This window comes from Roseibium sp., assembly GCF_048260565.1.
Classification (GTDB): domain Bacteria; phylum Pseudomonadota; class Alphaproteobacteria; order Rhizobiales; family Stappiaceae; genus Roseibium.
Genome location: NZ_JBLXGP010000007.1, coordinates 23,398 through 45,260, shown reverse-complemented (window position 1 = coordinate 45,260; position 21,863 = coordinate 23,398). Strand labels below are relative to the sequence as shown.

The following is a 21,863-nucleotide window of genomic DNA, read 5'->3' as shown; positions in this document are numbered from 1 at the left end:
GGCATGGAGGGGCACGGAATGCGTAATCTCCTAAGTTTCGACGACAGCCGCAAGCGAGATCATAACTCCGTGCTTGAATCCACTGAGTTTCAAAGAAAAAAGACAGCCCTGAATTCAAATGATCAAGAAAAACTCGAAAGACTGAAGCAGAAATTCACCAAAGAAGACCACAGTTCTCTCAAAGAATCTGATGATACTGGAAATTCCTACTACGTCTGTAAGAAGTATTCATATGAAGAAGGATATCTATTCGCCTATTTCAATCAGACACGCGAATTACCTGTCCTTCTTGATTTTTCGCTTATCGACCCGCCTGGTGGAGGATTTCAGTTCGACAATGAATGTAGAGGATTGAACGGTTACCGAGACGTTTTCCCAATAGCGGCCCAATCCGCACAAACTTATCACCGCTATCAAGCACACCAACCTGGTTTCAATAGGCACAATTGTTCGATTTTCGGCAGATTTAGCACCGACACCGCCGACTACGACTATCGGCGTGTTGGCATACATTGCGCACCTCCATATCCTGCCCCTCTCCTATCCAAATATATATCGTGCATCTCCTATGAATTTCCGAATAAGATTCTGGAAAAAAACCTTGTTGTTTTTCTTGACGCCATATTAATTGGCAAGATTGGAGAATTATCGGACTTCCCCGATTGGTCACTAGTGCATAAATACGGCTTAATTCGAGAGCAACTAAGAAATGATTACGCGAGAAGAATACTTGCTTCAGAATTAATTATCCACTTTAGTGAGAATTTACCTACACCGAATACTGAAGCAATAGGCAACTTCAGACATCATAATCTCATGTCTTCAGAAGAAATTATTTCAAAAAAAGAAAACCTATTAGAAGAAACAGTCAAAATTTTACAAATTGCATTACAAAAGAAAGATGAAAATCTAATATACAAAGAAAATATGACCGAAGACCATAAAATTTTCCTCGAAGATGACTTATTTCTGCATCTAAAAAAGTCGGAATTAATTCTGAGATTTGCTCATGTTTTAAGGTCTGAAACTTACTACGGCGTGAGCTTGCCCCAACCTGCTCACATATTAGACTCAAATAATGACCGTACTAAACATCGTTTGGGGACGTTTCAATTGTTTATATCATTACTAGACCGCGGACTAGGAGCCGAAGAAGTTTGGCTGGATGCAGGAATTGTTGGCAGAAACATTTTCCAAACACAGAAGGAGGATTGGAGGCAAGGGCCTACGATTAATATACTTATGAAATTTGGCAGTTTATCCTCCGCCATATGTCACGGACTATTTCAAAATAAACCAGAATTAGACGACGACTTCAAAGACGGAGAATGGATAATAGATAAAATAAAGTATGTTTGCAAAGACCTACTATCTGAAGAACTAAAATAAATTATTAAAAATGAAAGACGAAAAAATACAACTATTGAAAATCTGTAAATAGGCTAGGTTATACACTTCCTTTGAAATTGATTTTCTTTCTATTGATTCTGACAACTATTGGGTTGGGTTCGGACAAACCAATATTGAACTAGCTCGACCTCCCGAACATCTCGTTCCAAGCCCTTCGGAAAAAGGAAGCGCGTTTAGGTCCGCTCGCACCTGCCGCCATGTGGGCATGTAAGTGTCCAGAATACTCACGAACAGCTCGTCGTGGCGCGGTGACACGAAGTGAGCGAATTCATGCACGATGACATAGTCGATCGCGATGAAAGGCTTTCGTGAAAGCTCGAGGTTCAGCCAGACGGATTTCTTTACAGGATTGCAGCTGCCCCACTTCGTCTTCATCTGACGAATACCCCAGGAGTTCGGCGAAACTCCCATGAGTTCTGACCACTTCTCGATCCGAGGGGCAGCGATGCGCCTCAACTCCGCCCGATACCAGGCATTCATCCAGTTCCGACGTTGCTCAACAGTGCTTTCGTGCGGCACATGGAATAAAATACGGTCATTGCCATGCAGCTCGACCCGGTCAGATTTGCGGTTCGACGTGACAACGGTCAGCCTGCGGGCCCGACCAAATACATAGTGGGTTTCCCCGGATACATAGCGCCTCGGCGTTTCACGATCCTGTCGGGCGAACTGGTCCTGCTTCCGTCGGACCCAGGCCATGCGCGTCAACACCGCCACCTTGATCGCATCCAGGCTCATGGCGGCAGGTGCTGCGACACGAACTAGCCCGTTTGGTGGATAGACCCCTAAATGCAGGTTCTTGATCCGCTTGCGATGGACCTCGACCTGGGTCCCTGCAATGTCAACGATTTCAGTATTCACTGTGGTTCTTCAGAATCTCAAGGATGTGTTCCGCTTTCGCTTCATCTTTCAAGACAGCATCGAGGCATTTGCGGACCTTCCGTTCTTTCATGGCATTCCCACGCCAGCCGTGGGGCGCGGTTTCGCGCACGGCCTTGTCGACGCTGAGAACAAGTTTCTCATCCTCATCGAGATTATCATAGAGCGCCTTCATGCCCGAAGTCGCGATAGCAGCGGGATAGGTTTTTCCATGGCCTGCCCTTACATCCTTTACGAGCGCGGCGATCCTTTCCAGATATTCCGCGTAGGCGATTGCTTCCTCGCGCCGCTGCCTGACCAGATCTGTCAGAAGCGCCGACATCTTTTCATAAAAGCGCGGATTGACCGGCGTCTCGTCGATGATCAGCTTGCGGACGTTGTTCTCGATCGCCTCGGCAACGTTCTCCCGCTTCCCTCTGATAGGCTTGGACAGATCTTCTTCCGCAGCTGCTCCCTTGCTGACAACAAGGTCGATCAGGCTGATGTCATCCAGATGTGAGATAACCTCGGAGTCTTCCGCCCGGATATAGTTGTCGATCAAATGACGCATGGCCGGTTCGAAAAGCTTCATGTCAACGGCATCGCCGCTGTGGAGCCGCACGGCTTCCCTGATGTTGAGCGCCTGTTCGACCTCATTGCGGTATTGGGCGAGTTCCAATTCGTTAAAGCCGGAACCGTCCGGCTCTGCCGCAACATTTGCAAAGGCACGGGCATAGCGCCCAGCAAGCTTGTAAAGAGCCTGCCGGCGACGCCCCTTTTCCTCCGCATCGGGGTCGGCGTCGATCCCCTGGGGGCTTGAGAAATAGACGAAGATCTCGTCATCCCCCTTTGGTTGCTCGACGGCGTCCATAAGCCCGAACCAGGCATCACGCGCCGTATGGAGGTCCTCGTCTGCCCGATCTGCTCGGTCGCTTATCAGGCCGTCAACATCCTCTTTGTCGAAGCTGTCGAACGCCTCTGACGTATAGTCTTCGACGGCGCTCTCGATATTCCTGAACAGATCCTTGTAGTCGATGACGTAACCGAAATCCTTGTTATCGCCATCAAGACGGTTCACCCGGCAGATCGCCTGGAAGAGCCCGTGATCGCGCATCTGCTTGTCGATATAGATGTATGTCGCGGTAGGGGCGTCGAAGCCTGTCAGAAGCCGACTGACGACGATCAACAGCTTCATCCTGGCCGGCTCTTTCTTGAAGAGGCGCAGCGCTTCTTCTTCGTAATCGTCCTCCGATTGGTCGCCGAGAAGATCGTCATACACTCGATGCACATATTGCTTCTCGGTTTCGCCCATACCGGCTTCTTCGCCAGTGATCTCGGCCGCCGCGCGCTTGTAGGAGGTCACGATTGCGCATTTGTCTGCGAGCGTGGAGCCCGATTTGCGGAAGATCTCGAAAAACTTGCAGGCTTCGGGGATCGAGCCCGCAACCAGCATGGCATTGCCCAACCCTGACTTCAGGCGGGGCTTCATCTCCATATCCATGATGATGTCGTTGGCGATCTGCTCCAGGCGATCCCGGCTCGAAAGCACACGCTGCAAGGTGCCCCACCGCTGCTTCAGGGTCGCCTTAGCGATTGGAGTGAGGCCCTTCGTCTTGGCCTCGAACCATGCGTCAATCTTCCCGGGCGCGCTGATCCGTTGATCGATATCCCGGGCCTCGTAGCGCAGGTCCAGCACCACTTCGTCCTCCACCGCCTCATCAAAACGGTAGGGCTTGCCGATATAAGGACCGAAGGTCTCTAGCGAGGTTGCCTTATCCGACCGCAGGAGTGGTGTGCCCGTGAACCCGATGAACATCGCTTCGGGCAGCACCTGGCGCATCGCCTTCGCGAGCTTGCCGGACTGAGTGCGGTGTGCCTCGTCGATGAAGATATAGAAATCGCCGACCGGCGCGCCGATTTTCGCGCTCCGGATATCCGATATCAGCTCTTCCATCTCGGTTTCTTCGCGCTTGCCGAACTTGTGGACCAGTGAGCAGACGATGCGATCGGTCGGATCGGCCAGTGCCGCCATGAGATCGTTGCCGCTACGCGCCCGCCTCACTTTATCGCCGGTGCTACCGAACACATCTTCCGAGATCTGCCTGTCCAGCTCCTTTCGGTCGGTGATCACCAGGATGCGGCCATCGGCAAGGTTCTCCCTGATCCAGCGTGCCAGCATGACCATGATCAGGCTCTTTCCCGATCCTTGGGATTGCCAGATGATCCCGCCTTCATGTCGGCGAACACGTTCCTGCGCTGCCTTCACCGCGAAATACTGGTTATGGCGAGCAATCTTCTTGATGCCTGCGTCGAACAGGGTGAAGTCGTGAATGATCTCGAGAAAGCGCGCGGGCGCCATCATCTGGGTCACGTCGCGATCCAGACGCGTCGTGATCTCGCTCTCTTCTTTCCAGGCCAGCCAGTAGGGCTGAGGCGTCTGGATCGGAGCATAGCGCAGGCCCTCGCTGTCATTGCCGGCGAAGGTGATCTGCACCGTGGTGAAGAAGTGCCGGATGAACTCGGGTCGCTGATTATCGAGCGTTTGCCGTATACCCTCGCCGACGCCGACGGTGGATTTCTTCAGTTCCACCACGCCGAGCGCGATACCATTGACGTAAAGCACCAGGTCCGGGCGTTTGTTCCAGGCCTTTGCATCTTTGCCCTTGATAGCGACCTTTTCGGCGACGCCGAGGTCATTGGCAAGTGGGTTGGCCCAGTCGATGAACTGGACCGTGATCGGCGCTTCGCCTGGGCCGGGGGCGACGGGTACGCCGTAGCGGAGCATCTCGTAGAAAGCTTTGTTCGCCTCGTAGAGCTTCACGCCTTCCATCCGTGCCTCGCGCTTCAGCAAGGCGATGGCGCGGCTGACAATCTCAGGATCGTAGCCGCGAGCTAATAACCAGGGGCGGAGATACTCTTCTTCGATATTGGCGTTACCCTCGCGCTTCTGCCAATCGCCAAGGTAACGCCAGCCGAGGCCTGTCTCCTTGTCGGCCAGGAGAGCGATGACCCTGTTCTGCGCCTTCCTTTCCGCCTCGCCGATCGTACTCATGCCCCCCCCAATATGATTTTGTTTAAAATGCCTATCTCTGAATACTGTCAGGTCAACCTGATCCGCCCGGTCAAAAGGTTCTGCATCATGCCCTCCTTCACCTGTCGCGCCTTTTCGAAGCGGATTTCAAGGGCCTGGATTTCGGCGTCCATGTCAGTCAGCACCAAAGATATTGCTTTTCGCTCCTCATCGTCCAATGGGAGCGGCACTTCGATCGCCTTAAGCGTCTTGTTGGTGATCTGATTGATCGTGGCCCCGAGATGTTCCGCGACCTGCTTTTGAATAACTGAAGACTGGAAACACCAAACCAGATAGTCGTTCAATTCGCTCCGATAGGCGCTCATAAAGGCCCCAAATGCCATGCCGTCGGCGCGCTGGTCGATCATGGCGGTCTTGCCGATCAACTGGCGACTGCCATTTCGAACACAGATGAGAAGGTCTCCGGTTCTGACCGTCGCTTCATCAGAAACACCTAGGTCAACGAAAACGTTGTCAGCAAATGCGAGGCGATCATTCTGAATGTTGGATGAGCGCAAAACCAGGGTGCCGTAACTGCTTACATTCTTGGGGCTGTAGGTCAAGCCAGTTTTCACTTGCCCGATTTCAGCCAAGCGCTTGGTCTCCCATTTCCCGGAGAACCCCGGAAGGCGGCGCTTGGCGGTCAGCAGGTCCTGCATCGCGCCCTGCTTGATGAGCCGCTTCTTGGCAATCAACCGCTCCAGCCCCTCGATCAGCGCATCCGCATCCGAAAGCGCCTCGGCAATGGCTTGCTGTTCTTTGAGTGGGGGAAGCGGGACTTGGAATTCCTTGAAGTACGGTAAGCCAATCGTTTTGATCGTGCTCCCAATAGCAATCCGTTCAAATTCCCCCTTCTGGCTCTGTAAATAATAATACAAAAACGTGTTCAACAATCTCGGCCCGCAAGTCCATGCAATGAAATGCTGGCTGACGGCCATATCGACCGCCATGATTGTACTTCTGCCCACACCTGCATCGCGGCTCAAAACCACAGTTCCTGCCGGGTGCAGCTTCGCAGAAGAATTTGCAACGCCTGCGGGCGTTATGTTAACGGCCGTTTCATTTAAAAATGGCTGATCTAATTGAGCGCTGTCTTGTAGCGATATCCAAGGGATTTCACCGTGCCAATATTCAGGCGCTGATTTTCTTGGTGTGTGACCGCTGCCCCGACGAGCAACATCGTCTAATTTGACCATCGTCCATACTGGTGTCGGACCGTCTTCAGCTTGAGGCACCACAGGTACGTTCGTCGCATAAGCCATTAGGACATGAATCCCATGGCATTGAGATGTTTCTCTACGGCTTGAGAGAGATCGAAAAGCTGTGCCTGAATCTCAGGCAAAGTATTCCCATACCGCTCCGTCAGTACCCGCACCCGCGCGGTCAGCTGCTCCGTCCGCGCCTCGATTTCAGCCTCGATCAGTTCGGCGATGTCGGTCAGCCACTTATCATCCACGACCAGCATCCGAATTTCTTCCTCGTTCAGGTCGGGATATTTCTTCAACGTGGCCTCGGTCAGTGCGTCCTCCGCCTCCTTGGCCTCGGCCTTGGCAATCTTTTCGGAGACCAACAGCTTCGACGCTTGTTTTAGTAGCTTCAGTTCCTCCGGCTCGACTGCTCCAGACTTGCTCCGAGCTTTGACTGACGCGGCCGTCAGCTTACCGCTGTCTGCCAGCGCATCAGACAGAAGTCCGGGCTCGGTGCCATGCTCCTCGACCAGTTCCTCGATTTCGCGACCCAGCTCTTCGGCCCTGGTCAGCGCATCGTCCAGCACCTGCTGCATTTCGGGAAAAAAGCGAGCGATGATCAGATTGGGCGGGATCACATCAGCAACGAGGCGTTGCTTGTTGACAGTCAGGTCGCCTTCTTCAAGCCACTTTACCTTCTTGCCGTCGTCTGATTTCTCATGTCGCGCGATCCGCAATTCCTTGGCGGCAGCCCAGCCTTCGGCAGAGATGATGAAGACATCATCCTGCATGGTTTCAGCCCAATACGACATGAGGCGCTGATAGGCTTCATACTTGTCGATGAGCGGAGCTTCAGCGAAGCGCTCCAGCATGTCCTCGGCAATGGTGTGGATCAGCGCCTTGGGCTTATCGCCCGGCTGTATGCCGTTCATCAGGGGCGCATTCGCCCTGGACCAACCGTCGAGGATTGCGTGTACGCGGTCGCGGAAAGCGCCGAACTTCGGATGATGGCGGATCGTGGTGCGTACGTCTTCAGGCTCGACCAATGGGTCGGAATAACCAGGACGTGGGTTCGGCCCGAAGAGCGTACCGCGGAGGCCGGGCATCACGTCCCAGAAGTCAGCCAGGAGATCGATGTCGCGATCAGGCACACCGCCCTTCAGATGCGCCTCGATATCCTGGAGATCTTCGGGCTCTGAGCCGTCGATATAGCGAGGAATGTTCAGGTTGAAGTCGTTTCGCGAAATCTCTTTGTAGGGAACCAGGCGCGAATAGCCGGGGATTTCCAGCTGACGGAGGTAGGCGTCAGAGATCTTGTGGATGTCACGTGCTCGCAGCCGGTTCTTGTTGCCGTCCTTGATGAACCCGCGAGAGGCGTCGATCATGAAGATCGGGCGTTGGGCGCAGGCTTCAGATTTGTCGAGCACTATGATGGAGGCCGGGATACCGGTACCGTAGAAGAGGTTGGCCGGCAGGCCGATAATTGCCTTGATGTAGCCGCGCTTGAGGATCTTCTCGCGCAGCTCAGCCTCCTTGTTACCCCGAAAGAGCACGCCATGAGGAAGGATCACCGCGCCAGAGCCGGACGCTTTCATGGATGCCAGGATGTGCAGCAGGAACGCGAAGTCGCCATTCTTCTCGGGCGGCATGCCGAGGTCGAACCGACCGAGCTTGTTGTCATTGGTCAGGCCTGAGGCCCAGGCCTTAGCCGAGAACGGCGGATTGGCAACGACGAAATCAAATTGCTGGATCTGGTTGTCGGAAGCCATGAAATGCGGTTCGGCGATAACGTCGCCCTGGGCAATCTCGGCATCTTCGCGGCCATGCATGATCATGTTCATCTTGGCGAGGCCGCGGGTGGTGATGTCGAACTCCTGACCGTAGATGGTGAGTTGGACATCCGCCGCATCGGCCGCCTTCAGCAACAAGGAGCCGGAGCCGCATGTCGGGGGCTGTTTGCCCGATTGATGCCGGCGACAGCGGCGACGACGCGGGAGACCTCGGCCGGCGTGTAGAACTGCCCCTTGCTCTTGCCAGACTCCGTTGCGAAGTTCCGCATCAGATATTCATAGGCATCGCCCAGGATATCATCGCCATCTGCACGGTTTCGACTGAAGTTGAGCTCCTCGCGGCTGAAGATGTTGATGAGCGAGGTCAGAGTGCTCACCATCTTCGCGCCTTTACCGAATTTCTCGGTGTCGTTGAAATAGGCCCGATCGATCACGTTCTTCAGGTCGTTCGCCTCGGCAATGCCCGCGATCGCTGTGTCGATCCCTTCGCCAATCTCCTTGTTGCCGCGCAGCTTCTTTATGTCTTCGAACGAACAGCCGTCGGGCACTTCAATGAGCGCATCCGCCTGGCCGGCACGGTCGGATACATATTTCACGAAGAGAAGCGTGAGGATGTAGTCCTTGTACAGAGATGCATCCATCCCGCCCCGAAGCTGGTCGCAGCTATCCCATAGAGAGCGGTAAATATCACTTTTCTTGATTGCCATGAAATTCCCAGAACCTGCCGGCCATTACAAATGCCAGTACGAATGATCATCAGGACGACTAAGGCACCCACTGCCGCGATTCTCAAGAGGAGCAGGCTTGAAAATGAAAAGACCCGGAGAGGCCGGTCAATCACCCTCCGGGTCTTCGTTATCAGGTAACAAAACGGTCGGTCAGGGCTGCAACCCTGGTAGGCCACTCGACGATGGAGACCAAATCAGGTCTCCGTATCGGGCAATCAAGCCGATGATAACTTATAGAGCGCGCTCAGCGCTTTTTCTTCCGTTTATGCTTCTTCTTTCCCCGTTTTCCGGGCTCGGGCTCCGTCGGATCGGGATCATCATCTTGCGACGACTTTTCGACCTTGGGCTCGGATGCGCCCAAGCCTCGATTACCAGCATTGCGGCGCTTCTCCGAACTTGCCCGGCCCGCCTCGACAAGAAGGGGGAACTTATCGTCCAGCTTATATGCAGCGACCAGCAGGGCAATTGCCTCTTTGAGGATATCAACCATCCGCCCATCCAGGCACGCCGCCAGCAGGTGAAATTCCCGCCTGTATTCCCGAACGACCTTAAAACCTAAATCAACCATTCGCCCACTTTCAGAACCAATTTCACGCTCTTCTATCACAAACCCCCTCCAAATTCAAATATATCCAAGTAAATCAATGCTGACTTAAGTATATTAATTTTTTTATACTTGACTCCCATCATTTCCTTCGGAATAATTCCTGATGCAACATTGATCACCTCCCAATTGAGAAGGTTGCACCTAACTGCTTGCCTATGACCAGCCAGGCTGGCAGTGAGAAGCCCATCCAGCGACCCTGGGTGGGCTTCTTGTCGATTCAGTTTCCATTCGCCAGTAAGTCGCCCCTCTCGTTCATGCTGGGAGATCTGGATCGCGCCTGGTCACAACCCTATTGATGAGTGATCGACCTGTCTCGTTACAGAAGCCGGCGTGTAGAAATTTCTACAAATCGATGGACGCGATATGTAGAACATTCTACAAGGTGACCATGAGCATAAAACGTGATAAGACCTATTATAAGCGACGGCTGAAGGCAGAACATCCGGCACTTGCAAGGGATGTCGCAGCTGGCAAGTTGACACTGTGGGATGCGGCACATCAAACCGGGCTCAAGCCGCGGCCGAAGGCGATCAACGGACTCAAGCAGCATTGGCATAAAGCGACCTCGGCTGAGCGGGACGAATTCCTCAAATGGCTAGCTTCGGAATACGCCATTACCTGCGTGGCAGGCACGACGGCGCCAGTTTCCAGTCCAGCCTTGCTTCCTTCCAGACCGACCGCTGTCACGACCGGTTTGAAAGGCGCGACCGGTTTCATTGTCCACCCCGATGGACGTCTGCTGGCCGATGTGAAAACGGCGATCGAAACCGTCCTGGCAAGCCGCAAGATAAAGGCTGGCGTCATGATGAAAGAAATGGGTTTCAGCCCTTACGATCCGTCAATTGCCTACGCGATCTACCGGGATACCGCTATCCAGAACCCAGACCTCATTCGCGAACTTGAAGAATGGCTCAAGGCTCATGGCCACGGTTTTCCGTAGAATGTTCTACCGCAGCGAACTTCTTTTAAAAAAATCCGTAAGGCCGCTCCCTCGGCCGCTATAACCTCAGCATGAACTCGGCGAGATGGCTTCCCGCTGCCCTCTCCAGGAAAACACACAAAAGCGACGGAGGACCGAAACGCAGTGCTTGAAGAGCCGGAAATGACACCCACCGAAATCGAGCATCAGGAAAACATCCCGCAGCCTGATTTTGAGCACGCCTGGAATGAAAACGCGCTCGGCAAACTACGCAAACGCTCAATCGCCCGGCTGCTGGAAGCCCTGGATTTCATCAAGGACGAACTGAACAAACGCCAGGGATTAAGAGCCACATATTCGGACGGACTCCGCAGGCGCTATCTCGCGCTCAATGTCATTCTGAACGAGAAATACGCCGCCGGCGAAATCGACGCAGTCGCGCCAGTGTTACGCCCACAGCCAACCGTTCCGCGAAGGAACGAGATAAGCGGCATGGTATCCGACTTTCTCAATGATCGACAGCTGATTGACAGCTGATTGACCTGCATTTCTTCTGGTGTTGTGGTCACCGCATATGCAGCCATGAAGATGGTTGGAATGCACTCGCTGCAACAAACTTCGACTTCAATGCTGCCTTCAGATTCTCCCGATACGGCGGTTCGAGGGAGGAGAAGCTTGATGCCCTGGGGCTCCTTGAACGCGCCGGCCCAGGTTTCTGCCGCTTTGGAGCGCAGATGCTTCGGACGGATAGTGACAAGCAGGTCTTCGAACGCATCACCAAGGGCATTCCGGGAACTGTCACGCAGCTCAACTCATCGAAGACAAGCAACAACGCCAACCATGCAGCCTGGGCTGACCGCTATGCTGCAGGCAAGGTTCTGATAGCCTTGGACGCCAAAGTATCCGGGCCATTGCTCAAGGTAGCCTCGTCCTTGCTCTTCGGTCATCAGGAGTTGCCACGCAACGACTCGTTGAAGCGAGACTACAATCATGCCTGCAAGTATCTCGGAGCTCCTCGCTGACCACAGTAAAAGCCACAGTCGAAAAACTTCGTTGGCGCCGGAAGCATGTGGCAGCGAGCGTAATCCGGTCGTTTGAAGCCTGGACAGGACAAGTGACGCGCCCACAGTTGAAACACAGCGCCGGACACAGTCGGAACATAGTAGAGAACACAGTTGAAATGGCTAGCCACCTCAGATTTCCGCGGTTTCTCGACTACGCGAAAGCCATTAGACACTAATAAAACATAGACATCATAACGATTATCAAGGGGGCGTGCCTTCGGCACGCCGAGAGCCTGCGGCCGTCGCTCCGCGACGGTCCTCAGCTCTCCGGGATATCGATCATCGTTCCGGAAGAGTGAAAGGAAACGAGAGAGACATCTGTCATACACACCCGGCACCTCCGGAGGAGCTTAATGTGATGGAACAAAGACACCAGGGAGATCGCTCCGGCCGTCGCCTTCGGCTCCGGGCCGGTCGCTCCTCCCGGGATCTGAATGTCATCCGGTTAAGCGATAGCATACGATCAGTCTCACAATGCCATGCTGATCACCGTCCGGCTCCCCAGGGGCCGTTCCGGCCCGTACGAGCGGAACTGATACACCACATGCTTCCGGGTCTTCGCTTCCATTCCATCGCCGGAACACAGTCAACAGACCTGTGTCCGCATCCACGCCGACAGCCCGGATCTTTCGCGCCCCTCCCCGGCTCCATGCCGATCGCACCGGACGCTCAGAAATGAGCATAGGCTGGCTCCACCACAATCAGAGCAGAACCGAAAGCTCTCACACTCGCGGAACGCGCCAGCGCGCTTCCCTGTCAATCCTCGATCGCAGGTAACTACAGGGCGAGCAAACTATTTCGTCGAAGCTTGAGTGCAGCAAGTCCACAAACGTATGCCCAGCAGAAAGGCTTGGAAGACCAAGGCCTTCAGCCGTATCCGCGTTCTTCGCTGGATTTACCAGGCCTGGTTTATTTGTTGTCGATCGCACATTCGGCAAACGTTCGGATAGCCCGGTCCGTGGACGGGCCTGAAGGTCGAGGATGCATGTTTCTTCCAGGCGCTATCAATTTCGTGAGGAATATCTCGCTGCCAGGTACGATGTCATTGAATGCGCGACGCGTCGACCGGCAGATCATTTCCAACGTGCTTCAGAGCAAAAAACACCGCTGTTGGAGTTTACATAGGGAGCACATTTGGCAACCAACATGAGGTTGCTTCTGCAAATTCATCTATCTTTACTTGCCTCTCAAATCTTCCGGGGTTTGGCATCGGTTCCCCTGGTGGACCCATTAGGCATCCCCTTCGCACCCGCGCGGTTTTTCTAGGACTTCGTGATTGATGAGCGGGGGCTTTACCGGTGTCGGCAAGTTGGTGCGTGACAGGTCTTCGAGTAGGGTCTTGTTAAGACTGGTTCTCCCCCAATTAAGTGGTTCGCCGTTATGTTTAGGAAAATGGAGGACTGTATCGTGTCAGCACAAAACGCGGCGTCTGTTAAAATGCAGGAGCACGCGCACTGTTCCCACGCCTATTTCTCCGGCACAGCATAAAGGCGGTAGAGGGTAGACAGGAGGCGGTTTGCACCGCGCCCGTCGAAACTTTCGCCCAGCAGTTCGATGATTTTACCGCTGCGATAAAGATCAGCGAGCGTGACGTTCACAACGGTCAAGACATTGGGCCGAGCAGAATTCACACAAAAACTGTAGAGTTCAATCGATAGTATGTCGCTCGACATGTAGCTCTCGACCGACATGGACGCCTTCTCCAGCGCGTCCTGCAACAATATCTGGTCGCCGAAGACCGCCTTGACTTCGCCTTCCTTCAGCGCCAACACAGCCTCTTCGTAGTTATCCTTGACGACAAACTCCGGAGGGGTGCCGTACAGGTGACTCCATTCAAGCTTGAGCCCGGAATCCGTAGTTGTTTTGCCCACGAGAGCAACCAGCTGCCCCCCAAGATTTTCAGGGTTCGTGGCGCTGTCATGGGTCGCGTAGGCGATGCCGGTAACGAAGTAGGGAAAGGAATAGCGGCACCAATCGAACCGCAATAGGGTGACGGAGGTCGGATCGCAGAGCAGGTCCCACGTCGGATACTGCTGGGGCTCTTTGGGAAAGCGGGTCTGCGCTGTGACCGGGATCACTTCGACCCGAAGGTCGGGCGTATCCCATTTCATCCTTTGCACCACTTCGCTGCAGAGCGACACCGAAAACCCTGTATACATCTCATCGAATTTCGCACCTGAGTGGGCGGTTTCGACACGAGAAGAGAAGGGCGGCGCATCTACTCGGATGCCTAGGCGCAGCACCTCATCGGCGGCAGCTGCTGGCAAGATGGGGCTAAACGCGAGTACCAAGCCATAAAGCAACCCAACATATTGCGCCGTCATGCGGGGCAACAACCAGGCGCACAAGGGCGGTAGCCTTGGGGGCAAGATTGCGCGACCTGCACGGTCTCCGAAGAGGGTATCGAGGTTGCTCCCGCGCTGGGAGACTTCGTGGAGAGAGACCCGACAAATAGGGTAAGCGCCGCGAGCGCGGCAAGGGGTGGAACTGTGGACATCATGGGTTGGCTTCCTTTCCTGTATCTGTGTGAGAGATGACCCTGGCGGCGGGCTGGATCACCCCGTTTTGAACTAGGAACGCGCGGATGCGGCTCACGCGCAATGCACGGTTATGGGTCGCGCCGCTGTGGCGAAAGCCCTGCTGGTGCATGCCTATTAGTTGATAGGTATGACGGTCCAGAACGGGGCTTCCGCTGCTCGTGCTAGTAGTGTCGCAGCCATGGGCGAACAACGCATCCTTCTCGCTGTTTCCTTGTTGGCTTACCGCGTCCCAGATGCTAGGGCCGTCATACAGGGCGTCGAGCACCACGCAGTCGGCATCGTCCGAAATAGATAGGGGCTTTGCCGAGAAGTGCTGAAGGATCATCGCCTCAGTGCGCGGCTCTGCATCCAGCGCAGCTAACTCCAGCACAGCATCGTCGGAAGCGGGCGGATCCAGCGTTAAAATCGCAAGATCGAGCTCCTGGGATGAGGTGTACAGCGACACGCTGTGCTGAATGCTTTCCTCTTCGTTATGCTTAGCGACATAGGCCAACCGAATATCGGCCATGCGGTCATTCAGTCCAAAGTCGACGCAGTGGTCGGCAGTCACGGCGTAACGCGCGCTTACGAGAAAGGCGGTGCAATAAATGAACTCGGGTGGCGCACCCGGCGCTGCATCCGCCAGCCGCGTCTTCAGCAGCCGCAGCAAGCCCACGCCCGGTAAGTGCTGCATTAGCCGCAGTGGCAGCGCGTCAGGAAGCACCTCCGTGAGGTTGAGTTCACCCACTGGTGTCTGAGTATCGATGGTAACCTCGGACCAAGACAGAAGTTTCACCTCGAGCTGCTGTCTCACTGGGGCACTGATATATACCTGATGAGGTGGCAGGTCGCCGCTCCACGTCCCACGGTGGGCCCCGTTAAGGGAGATGCGGGAGATCTCGCGACCATTCGTGACATCATAAATCACCAATGGCATATCGATGCCGGGCGCGCGGACCCAGAACCGCCATGCACGTCCGTTGGCTTGCGGCGGCGGTTTCACATGCAGGAATTGCAGACTGCCTTGAATGACCGGCTGCTCGGGTGGCGCCTCTACAACGCGTTCGCGCAGCGCGTCGGCCTCGACGAGGGTTTCGGCTGCCAGCGGTGCAACCAGCAGATTGAGCGCCAACGTGGCTATCGGTGCGATCTGTCTCACGGACCGCTGGGGAAATAAATGTCGCGAATCTCGGCAATTTTCAGCGGCATCCAACCACCAGTTTCCGCGGAGAGCGCCTCGAAACAGGTGTCGTGCACGAGGCAAGTATTCTGCTTAACGTCCGTAGTCCCAAAGGAGCCTGCGCCAACGGCAAGGTCACCGACTGATTTGCCAGTCTCGCATACTATCGCTCCCCGTGGGATGGGGCGGAACCAGGTTTCGTCCTTTTCGGTCTCGTCGTCGAAATGCAACCGCAAGAGCCGCTTCCAGTTACAGGTTAGCTTTTCGCTTTCGGAGGTGCTTGTGCTGTCGAAGAGCCAGAGCGGGCGCTTTTCGGTGTCATTTTCGGTTTGAGCTCGCTGTATGATGTCGTATTCGACCGTAAGGCGACCATCAGAGCGGGGTGTGCGGTAGGTCACGTGGTACTTGGAAGGATTTCGCAGCGCTGCCTTGGGATCGATCACCCCGGCATAGATCTGACCCTCGACACCACGCAGAAGTTCCTCGTCGCCATCGCTAGAAATATAGGGGCGCACGGTCGATGTCAGCCGCATCTTGATCTCGGCGGGCGTCATCTCGGTATTCTCGGCTGCGATTTTAGCCGCCAGAGCGGTGACAAACACAGTGGCGATCGATGTGCCATCACGCAGGCTGGAGAAGGGCATAGGCTTAAGTTTCACGTACGGGTCGTCATTCGGCAGATAGGCGAGGTCGTTGCCCAGCACCCCTTGCCCCGGCGCCGCTAGCGTGACTGCCGAGCCATAGTTGGACCATGGCATAATTACCGGCTTGCCGAATCCGGAGGGGCTCGGTTTGACCGCACCTACCGTGATGACGTTCTTGTAGCCGCTGAAACAGGCTGGAAAAAAGGAGCAGTCCGGATAGTTGACGTCAAGATTTTTAGGGTCGGTCTGGACCAGCCTGAGGCCCTTTTGGGCTTCTAGGTCGCGCGCATCGCGCACGGAGTTCGGATCCACCGTGGGTTGGCCCGCAGCAACTACAAACAGCGCGCTGTCGCCGTACAATAGATCAGTCTTTAAGTTTTTCACCGACGCTTTTGCAACATCGCGCACTGCTCCTCCTTGATTGGCGTAGGAGCGTCCCATGCTCACGTTGACGACAGTAACTGGTTCATTGCCGTTGTTTAGGCTAGCGGTCCTTTTCAACGCCGTAACAATATTCCCAATGTGGTTAGCCACCATGTCGATGCGTTTGTTGGCTGCATAGCTTTTATAGTGACTTGAAATGAAGTCCGGCTCGAGCGGCCCTTTGTCATTGAGCAAGCCTAGCCCCTTTACGTCGGCCAATGAGCTAGACGCGTCGAATAGGAGACTTTCCAAGAAGGCACCATGCGACACATCCTGAGCGCCCTTGAAGTCGGAGAGCTGACGTTCGACAATATCGCAGAGCAATCCCAGATCCGGTCCGACGCCGTCGAGCGACGGCACGGTGCCATCAGTGGTGACGTCTGTTCCGGGATTGAGATCGATCTCGGGAGCCGTTGAGCTGATCTTGAGCTGGACCTCCTCTTCTTGCGCGCCCTTCAGGGTCGCAAGCACACCCGCGAGGCGCTTCGCCAATGGCATTAGTTTCTCAGCGAAATCAGGCTTCCTGAAGCCGTTGAACTCGTCGATCATAAAAAGCTGCCATTTCTCGTCGTTCAGCGAGCGGCCCGTTACCGGATAGAAATTCTGTCGGTAGTCTTTGAAATGCTCGACCATCTGCTCAGTGTCTGACGGGTCTATGTAATAGGACATGCCCAATACACAGGGCAACTTATCCCAGTTGTTGTCCCAAGAGGGCAACGCTACGCTTGAGCGTATGGTTTGCAGATCCAGTTCGGCCGCGCCTTCAGCAGCCCATCTTAGGATTTCGCCGCCCCGATCCGCTTTTTCGATTAGGCGCATGTAATCTGCGAGCCGTTCGCGTTCCGCTGGAGTGACGAGGAATTCCACCCGCGCGCCACCGCCCAATACGAGATATTGGCTCTGTCCATTACCTAGGTCGATTTCTCCGAGATGACAGGCTTTGGCATCGTTCCCGGAGTAGCGGCTTTCGACTGGACCGAAAGCCGCGCAATTCGGTTTCTGGTCCTCTATGAACCGGCGTTCGACTGTCGTGACCTTCAGGCTGGGTACTGCCGGATACCCCACCGCTTCACGCAGTCGGGTTAAAGTGGCCCGGGCCGTGGGATAGTCGCCACGACGGTATGTAAGACCGTAGGCTTCGAAGACCTTGTCAGCGTCAGAGCAATGCAGGAAACGCACCGTACTTTGATAGACGGCCTCCCAGAGCGCCTGGCCCCGGAGACCAGTTCTAGCCAGTGCGGGACCGATATCGGCGCCTGTGACCTCGCGCTGTAGATAATTCGACACTATTTTCTCGAACTGGGTCTCTCTGACCACCCAAAGCGTCATGAGCGCGGTCACGACCGGATCGTCGCTGAACTCGGTCAAGCCGAAACGAGTACTGAACTCTTCGCGGAGCAGATTGAATGCCTGATCTGAGGTGTAGTCGGCCAGCGCGGCAGGATAATTACCACCTGCCCTTGCGATCCGGTCGGCGAGTGAACTCTGCCAGATGCCGAAACGTAGCACATCGCCATTTTCGGCTTCGCGGGGTTCGGCGGATTGCGCCATAATTTTTTGATAACGCGCGGCGGCGTCCTTGGCATAGAGGCCCACATACATCGGGAAGGGGCCGTTGAGGCACTTGGCATATTGGAAATTTTTATTGATTGGAATGGGGCGCAGTAGATCCGGGTCGTAGCGCGCGAGCAGAGCTAACAGTCGGCCAAGCTCCACGTCCACCGACTGACCATAGAAGGAGATAGCGTAACTGGACCGTTTTTCCAATTTGTCCGGCGGCAAAGTAGCCGGTGTAGACGACAACCCTGTGAAGCGCTCGAGCGGGTTGGTCACAATGCTATACTGATTGCTTTTCGCGACGAGAGCCTGCGCAGTTTGCGCTGTGTTTAGCGAGTCGAGCATTCGCAGACTGTTATTATAAAGTGCGCGGCAGGGCTGGATTTTCTGCCCTTTCTCAAGTGCGGTGGCGATGCAATCAAGCGTCGACAAGACCGGGGCCTTTTCCCTGGCCGGCAGTCGCATCTCAACTAAAGCGAAGGTGACGTGGCGCATGGCGCGCTCGGCTGTGCGCAAGTCGTTGCGTTCAATGATATTTGAAAGGAGCGCTAAAATAGCCTGTAACCGCTCAACGTCAGAGCGCAATGAAGCGCTGACCTCGTCTTGTTGCTGTTGCAGGAGTTTCTCGATGACCGCACTGTGCTTGAGCTGGGGAGCCTCAGCAGAAAGTGGCTGTACAGAGAGAGCCGCAGCCAGCAGGGAGAGTCCCAGCAATTTGAGCCTGCGAAACATCATCATGGTCTGTCTCCTCGCAGTATGCTCGATGGTTGTGCCCATTTCTTACTTTTACGAGTCGTCGCCCGGCGAGGTGACGTTTTCCGGCACCTCGAGCAAAGCCTTAACTTCGTCATCGCTAGGCGGATAAAACTCGACGCTATTCTCGGCTCGACTGGCATAGTCGGTTTCTTGCCTCAACAACTCATTCGCCTTTTGCAGGCGGAAGGACTCCGTGCCTGGCCCATTGGGAAACCGCTCGTCCTTGAGATAGACCTTGGTGAGCGACCAGATAAGAGAGGTGTCCTCGCGGCTGAAATCGGACTTGCGGTTGCCGTCGCCACCGACACTACCCCCTGCGCCGAAGATTTCTTTCCAGTTCCCAGTCCTGAGATTGCCGGTGAACGTCCTCGTCACGGCATAGGCCTCGTCACCGCGATAAACGCCATAGAGTACCATAACGGGCTTATTGGCGATCATCGCAAGGCACTCAGGGTCAGAGGCCAAGGCTCGCACGAGGTCGCTATAGGCGGGTAAGACTCGGGCTTCCTCGATTGACAGAACGTATTCGAGCGACTTAGCGCCATCGAGGTTTAGTCCGATTACGTCATCAATGCCAAGGTCAGGTGTGATCTCGTAATGCTTGCCCTCCCCCAGCCTGACCTTCATCTCGTCAATCTTCGCTTCGCCCGCGTTGCACTTCGTGGTTACCGCATGTCCCAGCCCTGCAGAGGGAAAGACCGTGCCGACGGCGTAGGTTTCCGACACAAGCTGCGGGCTCCAGACCAGTCGCTGACCTTCAGTAAGATTAAGTTCCTCGCGAAACTCAGCAATGCGATCTTCTCGCGGCGATCCACCGAGCGTCACGTTGGGCTCGTAGAGCACAAAAATGAGTCCAGCGACGCAGACGGCGGCGAAACTAATAAAAATCCAACGACCTAAAGAAGAGCTCTTAGCCATGCGACACCCAAATCTAACAAAAAAGAGCATCAACAATTCTACGTTGAAAATACTATCAAAGATCGATTAAATCAACTATCGGGAGAATTATTAAAATCACTGCAACTGGGTGATGCGGATCTTTGGCTTGATGAGCATCCGAATACGACTGAGCATAACCGGCTGCTACCGCATCAATCGGTTAAGATATTTCTAGTCCGAGCTGCACCGATGGAAACTTTCAATCTCTTTCAGTTCGCTCAACTGGAAGACTGTGTCGCGATTGAGCTGAACGGCCATCTGGGTCACGCCACCGCACCTTCAAACGCATACAAAACTCACCTACAAAACAGCGTTCGAATAAATTTTAAGTTATTGATTTTATTTATATTTCAGAATCGAATAGAGAGTTCAAATCTCTCCGGCAGCACCATTCTCAGGCCTTACATATCAATAACTTGGTGGTTTCGAAGGGTAATTCCTTCGCACTGTTCCATCACACTGTTAAACATGCCTAAAGCTCCTTACATAGCTTCCGCGATGGCTTCGAGGACGCCTGTCGGGACACCGTGACCTGAGACCCCAGAACTCCTCCAGTTTTGCGTAGAGTCCGTTCCAATCGAAAAACGGTCCGAATGAAGCGTTCAGTTTTACAGAAGAACAGATCATCGGCATCTTGCGAGAGCAGGAAAGCGGTCCCAAGACAACCGGTGTTCGCTGCAGGCACGGGATCCCGGAAGCAATGTTTGGCCAGGTTTGGCGGCATGGACGTCTCCGCTGCCCGCAAGCTGAAGGCTTTGGAAGATGAGAACGCGACGCTCAAGACGCTCTTAGCCAAAGCGATGCTCGACAACGCCGTGCTGAAGGAGGAGGTCCGGGTTCCGGCCGTGGTTGACGATTACAGACGCGTGCCTGGCGTTGGTGGCCGATAACGTCATTGTCCGGCTTGCGGGTCACCCGTGAAGTCGATGCGCTCATCCGTTTGCGCCGGAAATCAGTCACCGTGGTTTCCGACAACGGAATCGAGCCGATCAGCATGACCGTTCTCAAATGGTGTCGGGAGACAGGTGTCGACTGGCAATACATCCAACCCGGCGAACCGATGCGGAATGGCTTCGTCGAGAGCGTTGACGGCAGCCTCAGGGATGAATGCGGCCGTTGAAGCGGCCAAAACCGGACGCATAAATGACGATAACGTATGATGGTGCGTCAATGGGCTAGTCGTCGGCCCTTTTCCTCGGTCAGGTCAGGCATAACAGGTCTCCGCCTGCAGAGCTGTGACGGCGGTCGTGGCGATGATGTCGTCCACGGAACAGCCGCGGGACAGGTCGTTGGCGGGCCTGGAAAGACCCTGCAGAATGGGGCCGATGGCAATCATCCCGCCCAATCTCTGGGCGATCTTGTAGCCAATGTTTCCCGAGGCCAGATCGGGAAATATAAAGACGTTGGAACGCCCAGACAGACGGCTGCCCGGCGCCTTCTTCGCGCGGATCGCATCGTCGAGGGCGGCGTCAAACTGCATCTCGCCGTCGACTTCCAGGTCCGGTTCCGCCGCACGGATCAGTTCCAGCGCATCATGGATCTTTGTCAGGCTGTGGTGGTGCGCCGATCCCGCAGTCGAAAAGGACAGAAGCGCCACCCGGGGCGTTTCCTGCAGCAACTGCCGGCAGGATTGCGCGGCGGAACGGGCGATGGCGGCAAGTTCCGCCGCATTCGGCTCGATCACAAGACCGCAATCGGCAAAGATCATGCCGCCCTTGATCGGCGCATCGGGGCCGCAGGACAACATAATGAAGAAGCTTGAAACGATCTCCGCATCCGCAGCGCGGCCGACGATCTGCAATGCGGCGCGAACCGTCTCGGCGGTCGTGGTAACGGCTCCACCGACCGTACCGTCCGCCTGGCCGAGGCGGACCCGCATAGCGGCCTGCCGGATCGGGTCGCGCATATCCTCCACCGCCTGCTCCGCCGTCATCCCTTTTGCGGCGCGCATTCTGTGCCAGTGATCACCCAGTTCCGCCAGATCCCGCGCCTCCGCAGGCACAAGCGACGTGACGCCGGGAAGGCTGGGGCCGTTCATGAGCGTGACGCGGGCAAGGCCCTCGGCGACGAGACGGGCAGCGGCCTCGGCCACGAGAGGACTTTCCCCCTCCGGCAGGATGATGTGACGCGGATTTGCCCGTGCGGCAGCCAGGATGCGGTCGAGCGGTTTCATCGGGTATCCCTTTCCGGATGTTCAGAGCAAAGATCGGCC

At 55.1% G+C, this 21,863-nt stretch carries 16 protein-coding genes and 1 pseudogene; 6 read left to right on the top strand and 11 right to left on the bottom strand.

Annotated elements, in window-relative coordinates; translation table 11 throughout:
* The first annotated feature begins 18 nt into the window (after positions 1-18).
* Entirely contained in the window at positions 19-1,389 is a 1,371-nt protein-coding gene (locus ACN0SO_RS15910) for a hypothetical protein (protein ID WP_417679453.1), read from the top strand.
* Positions 1,390-1,494: 105 nt separating this feature from the next.
* Here the strand turns inward: ACN0SO_RS15910 and ACN0SO_RS15905 are convergent, their stop codons facing one another.
* From ACN0SO_RS15905 to ACN0SO_RS15880, 6 genes are all read right to left on the bottom strand, one after another.
* A complete protein-coding gene (locus ACN0SO_RS15905) occupies positions 1,495-2,271 on the bottom strand; it encodes a M48 family metallopeptidase (protein WP_417679451.1) in 777 nt (258 codons plus the stop codon).
* Positions 2,261-5,320: a type I restriction endonuclease subunit R gene (locus ACN0SO_RS15900; RefSeq protein ID WP_417679448.1), complete on the bottom strand. Its 3,060-nt coding sequence runs from the start codon at positions 5,318-5,320 to the stop codon at positions 2,261-2,263. Before ACN0SO_RS15900 ends, ACN0SO_RS15905 begins: the two co-directional genes overlap by 11 nt.
* A gap of 47 nt (positions 5,321-5,367) precedes the next feature.
* Positions 5,368-6,600 carry a restriction endonuclease subunit S gene (locus ACN0SO_RS15895; RefSeq protein ID WP_417679446.1) on the bottom strand — a complete coding sequence of 411 codons (1,233 nt, stop codon included), beginning with the start codon at positions 6,598-6,600 and terminating at the stop codon, positions 5,368-5,370.
* Positions 6,600-8,453 (bottom strand): N-6 DNA methylase, encoded by a 1,854-nt coding sequence (locus ACN0SO_RS15890; RefSeq protein ID WP_417679444.1) that lies wholly within the window; start codon positions 8,451-8,453, stop codon positions 6,600-6,602. Before ACN0SO_RS15890 ends, ACN0SO_RS15895 begins: the two co-directional genes overlap by 1 nt.
* Positions 8,444-9,022, bottom strand: a complete 579-nt coding sequence (locus ACN0SO_RS15885; RefSeq protein WP_417679442.1) for a type I restriction-modification system subunit M N-terminal domain-containing protein — start codon at positions 9,020-9,022, stop codon at positions 8,444-8,446. The genes ACN0SO_RS15890 and ACN0SO_RS15885 overlap by 10 nt, the downstream gene beginning before the upstream one ends.
* Positions 9,023-9,287: 265 nt before the next feature.
* A complete protein-coding gene (locus ACN0SO_RS15880; RefSeq protein ID WP_417679440.1) occupies positions 9,288-9,650 on the bottom strand; it encodes a hypothetical protein in 363 nt (120 codons plus the stop codon).
* A gap of 388 nt (positions 9,651-10,038) precedes the next feature.
* On the opposite strand from ACN0SO_RS15880, the gene ACN0SO_RS15875 reads away from it, so the two are divergent.
* From ACN0SO_RS15875 to ACN0SO_RS15865, 3 genes are all read left to right on the top strand, one after another.
* On the top strand, positions 10,039-10,590 hold the full coding sequence (locus ACN0SO_RS15875; protein ID WP_417679438.1) for a hypothetical protein: 552 nt from the start codon (positions 10,039-10,041) through the stop codon (positions 10,588-10,590).
* Between the two features lie 162 nt (positions 10,591-10,752).
* On the top strand, positions 10,753-11,106 hold the full coding sequence (locus ACN0SO_RS15870; protein WP_417679436.1) for a hypothetical protein: 354 nt from the start codon (positions 10,753-10,755) through the stop codon (positions 11,104-11,106).
* A gap of 197 nt (positions 11,107-11,303) precedes the next feature.
* Positions 11,304-11,591 carry a hypothetical protein gene (locus tag ACN0SO_RS15865; RefSeq protein ID WP_417679434.1) on the top strand — a complete coding sequence of 96 codons (288 nt, stop codon included), beginning with the start codon at positions 11,304-11,306 and terminating at the stop codon, positions 11,589-11,591.
* 1,508 nt (positions 11,592-13,099) lie between these two features.
* On the opposite strand, the gene ACN0SO_RS15860 is transcribed toward ACN0SO_RS15865, so the two are convergent.
* The 4 genes from ACN0SO_RS15860 to ACN0SO_RS15845 all read right to left on the bottom strand — a co-directional run bounded on the left by ACN0SO_RS15860 (position 13,100) and on the right by ACN0SO_RS15845 (position 19,630).
* Positions 13,100-13,957, bottom strand: a complete 858-nt coding sequence (locus ACN0SO_RS15860) for a transporter substrate-binding domain-containing protein (RefSeq protein ID WP_417679432.1) — start codon at positions 13,955-13,957, stop codon at positions 13,100-13,102.
* A gap of 172 nt (positions 13,958-14,129) precedes the next feature.
* Positions 14,130-15,284 carry a trypsin-like serine peptidase gene (locus tag ACN0SO_RS15855; protein WP_417679430.1) on the bottom strand — a complete coding sequence of 385 codons (1,155 nt, stop codon included), beginning with the start codon at positions 15,282-15,284 and terminating at the stop codon, positions 14,130-14,132.
* Positions 15,285-15,307: 23 nt separating this feature from the next.
* Complete coding sequence (locus ACN0SO_RS15850) at positions 15,308-18,694, bottom strand: S8 family serine peptidase (protein ID WP_417679428.1); 3,387 nt, start codon at positions 18,692-18,694, stop codon at positions 15,308-15,310.
* Between the two features lie 48 nt (positions 18,695-18,742).
* Positions 18,743-19,630, bottom strand: coding sequence for a hypothetical protein (locus ACN0SO_RS15845; protein WP_417679426.1), 888 nt, complete (start codon positions 19,628-19,630; stop codon positions 18,743-18,745).
* Positions 19,631-20,273: 643 nt separating this feature from the next.
* Between ACN0SO_RS15845 and ACN0SO_RS15840 the strand changes: the two are divergent.
* Positions 20,274-20,478 (top strand): annotated as a pseudogene (locus tag ACN0SO_RS15840) (IS3 family transposase); the annotation flags it as partial.
* A gap of 68 nt (positions 20,479-20,546) precedes the next feature.
* Positions 20,547-20,771: an integrase core domain-containing protein gene (locus ACN0SO_RS15835; protein ID WP_417679424.1), complete on the top strand. Its 225-nt coding sequence runs from the start codon at positions 20,547-20,549 to the stop codon at positions 20,769-20,771.
* A gap of 84 nt (positions 20,772-20,855) precedes the next feature.
* Here the strand turns inward: ACN0SO_RS15835 and pta are convergent, their stop codons facing one another.
* Complete coding sequence (gene pta, locus ACN0SO_RS15830; protein WP_417679422.1) at positions 20,856-21,824, bottom strand: phosphate acetyltransferase; 969 nt, start codon at positions 21,822-21,824, stop codon at positions 20,856-20,858.
* Between the last annotated feature and the right edge of the window lie 39 nt (positions 21,825-21,863).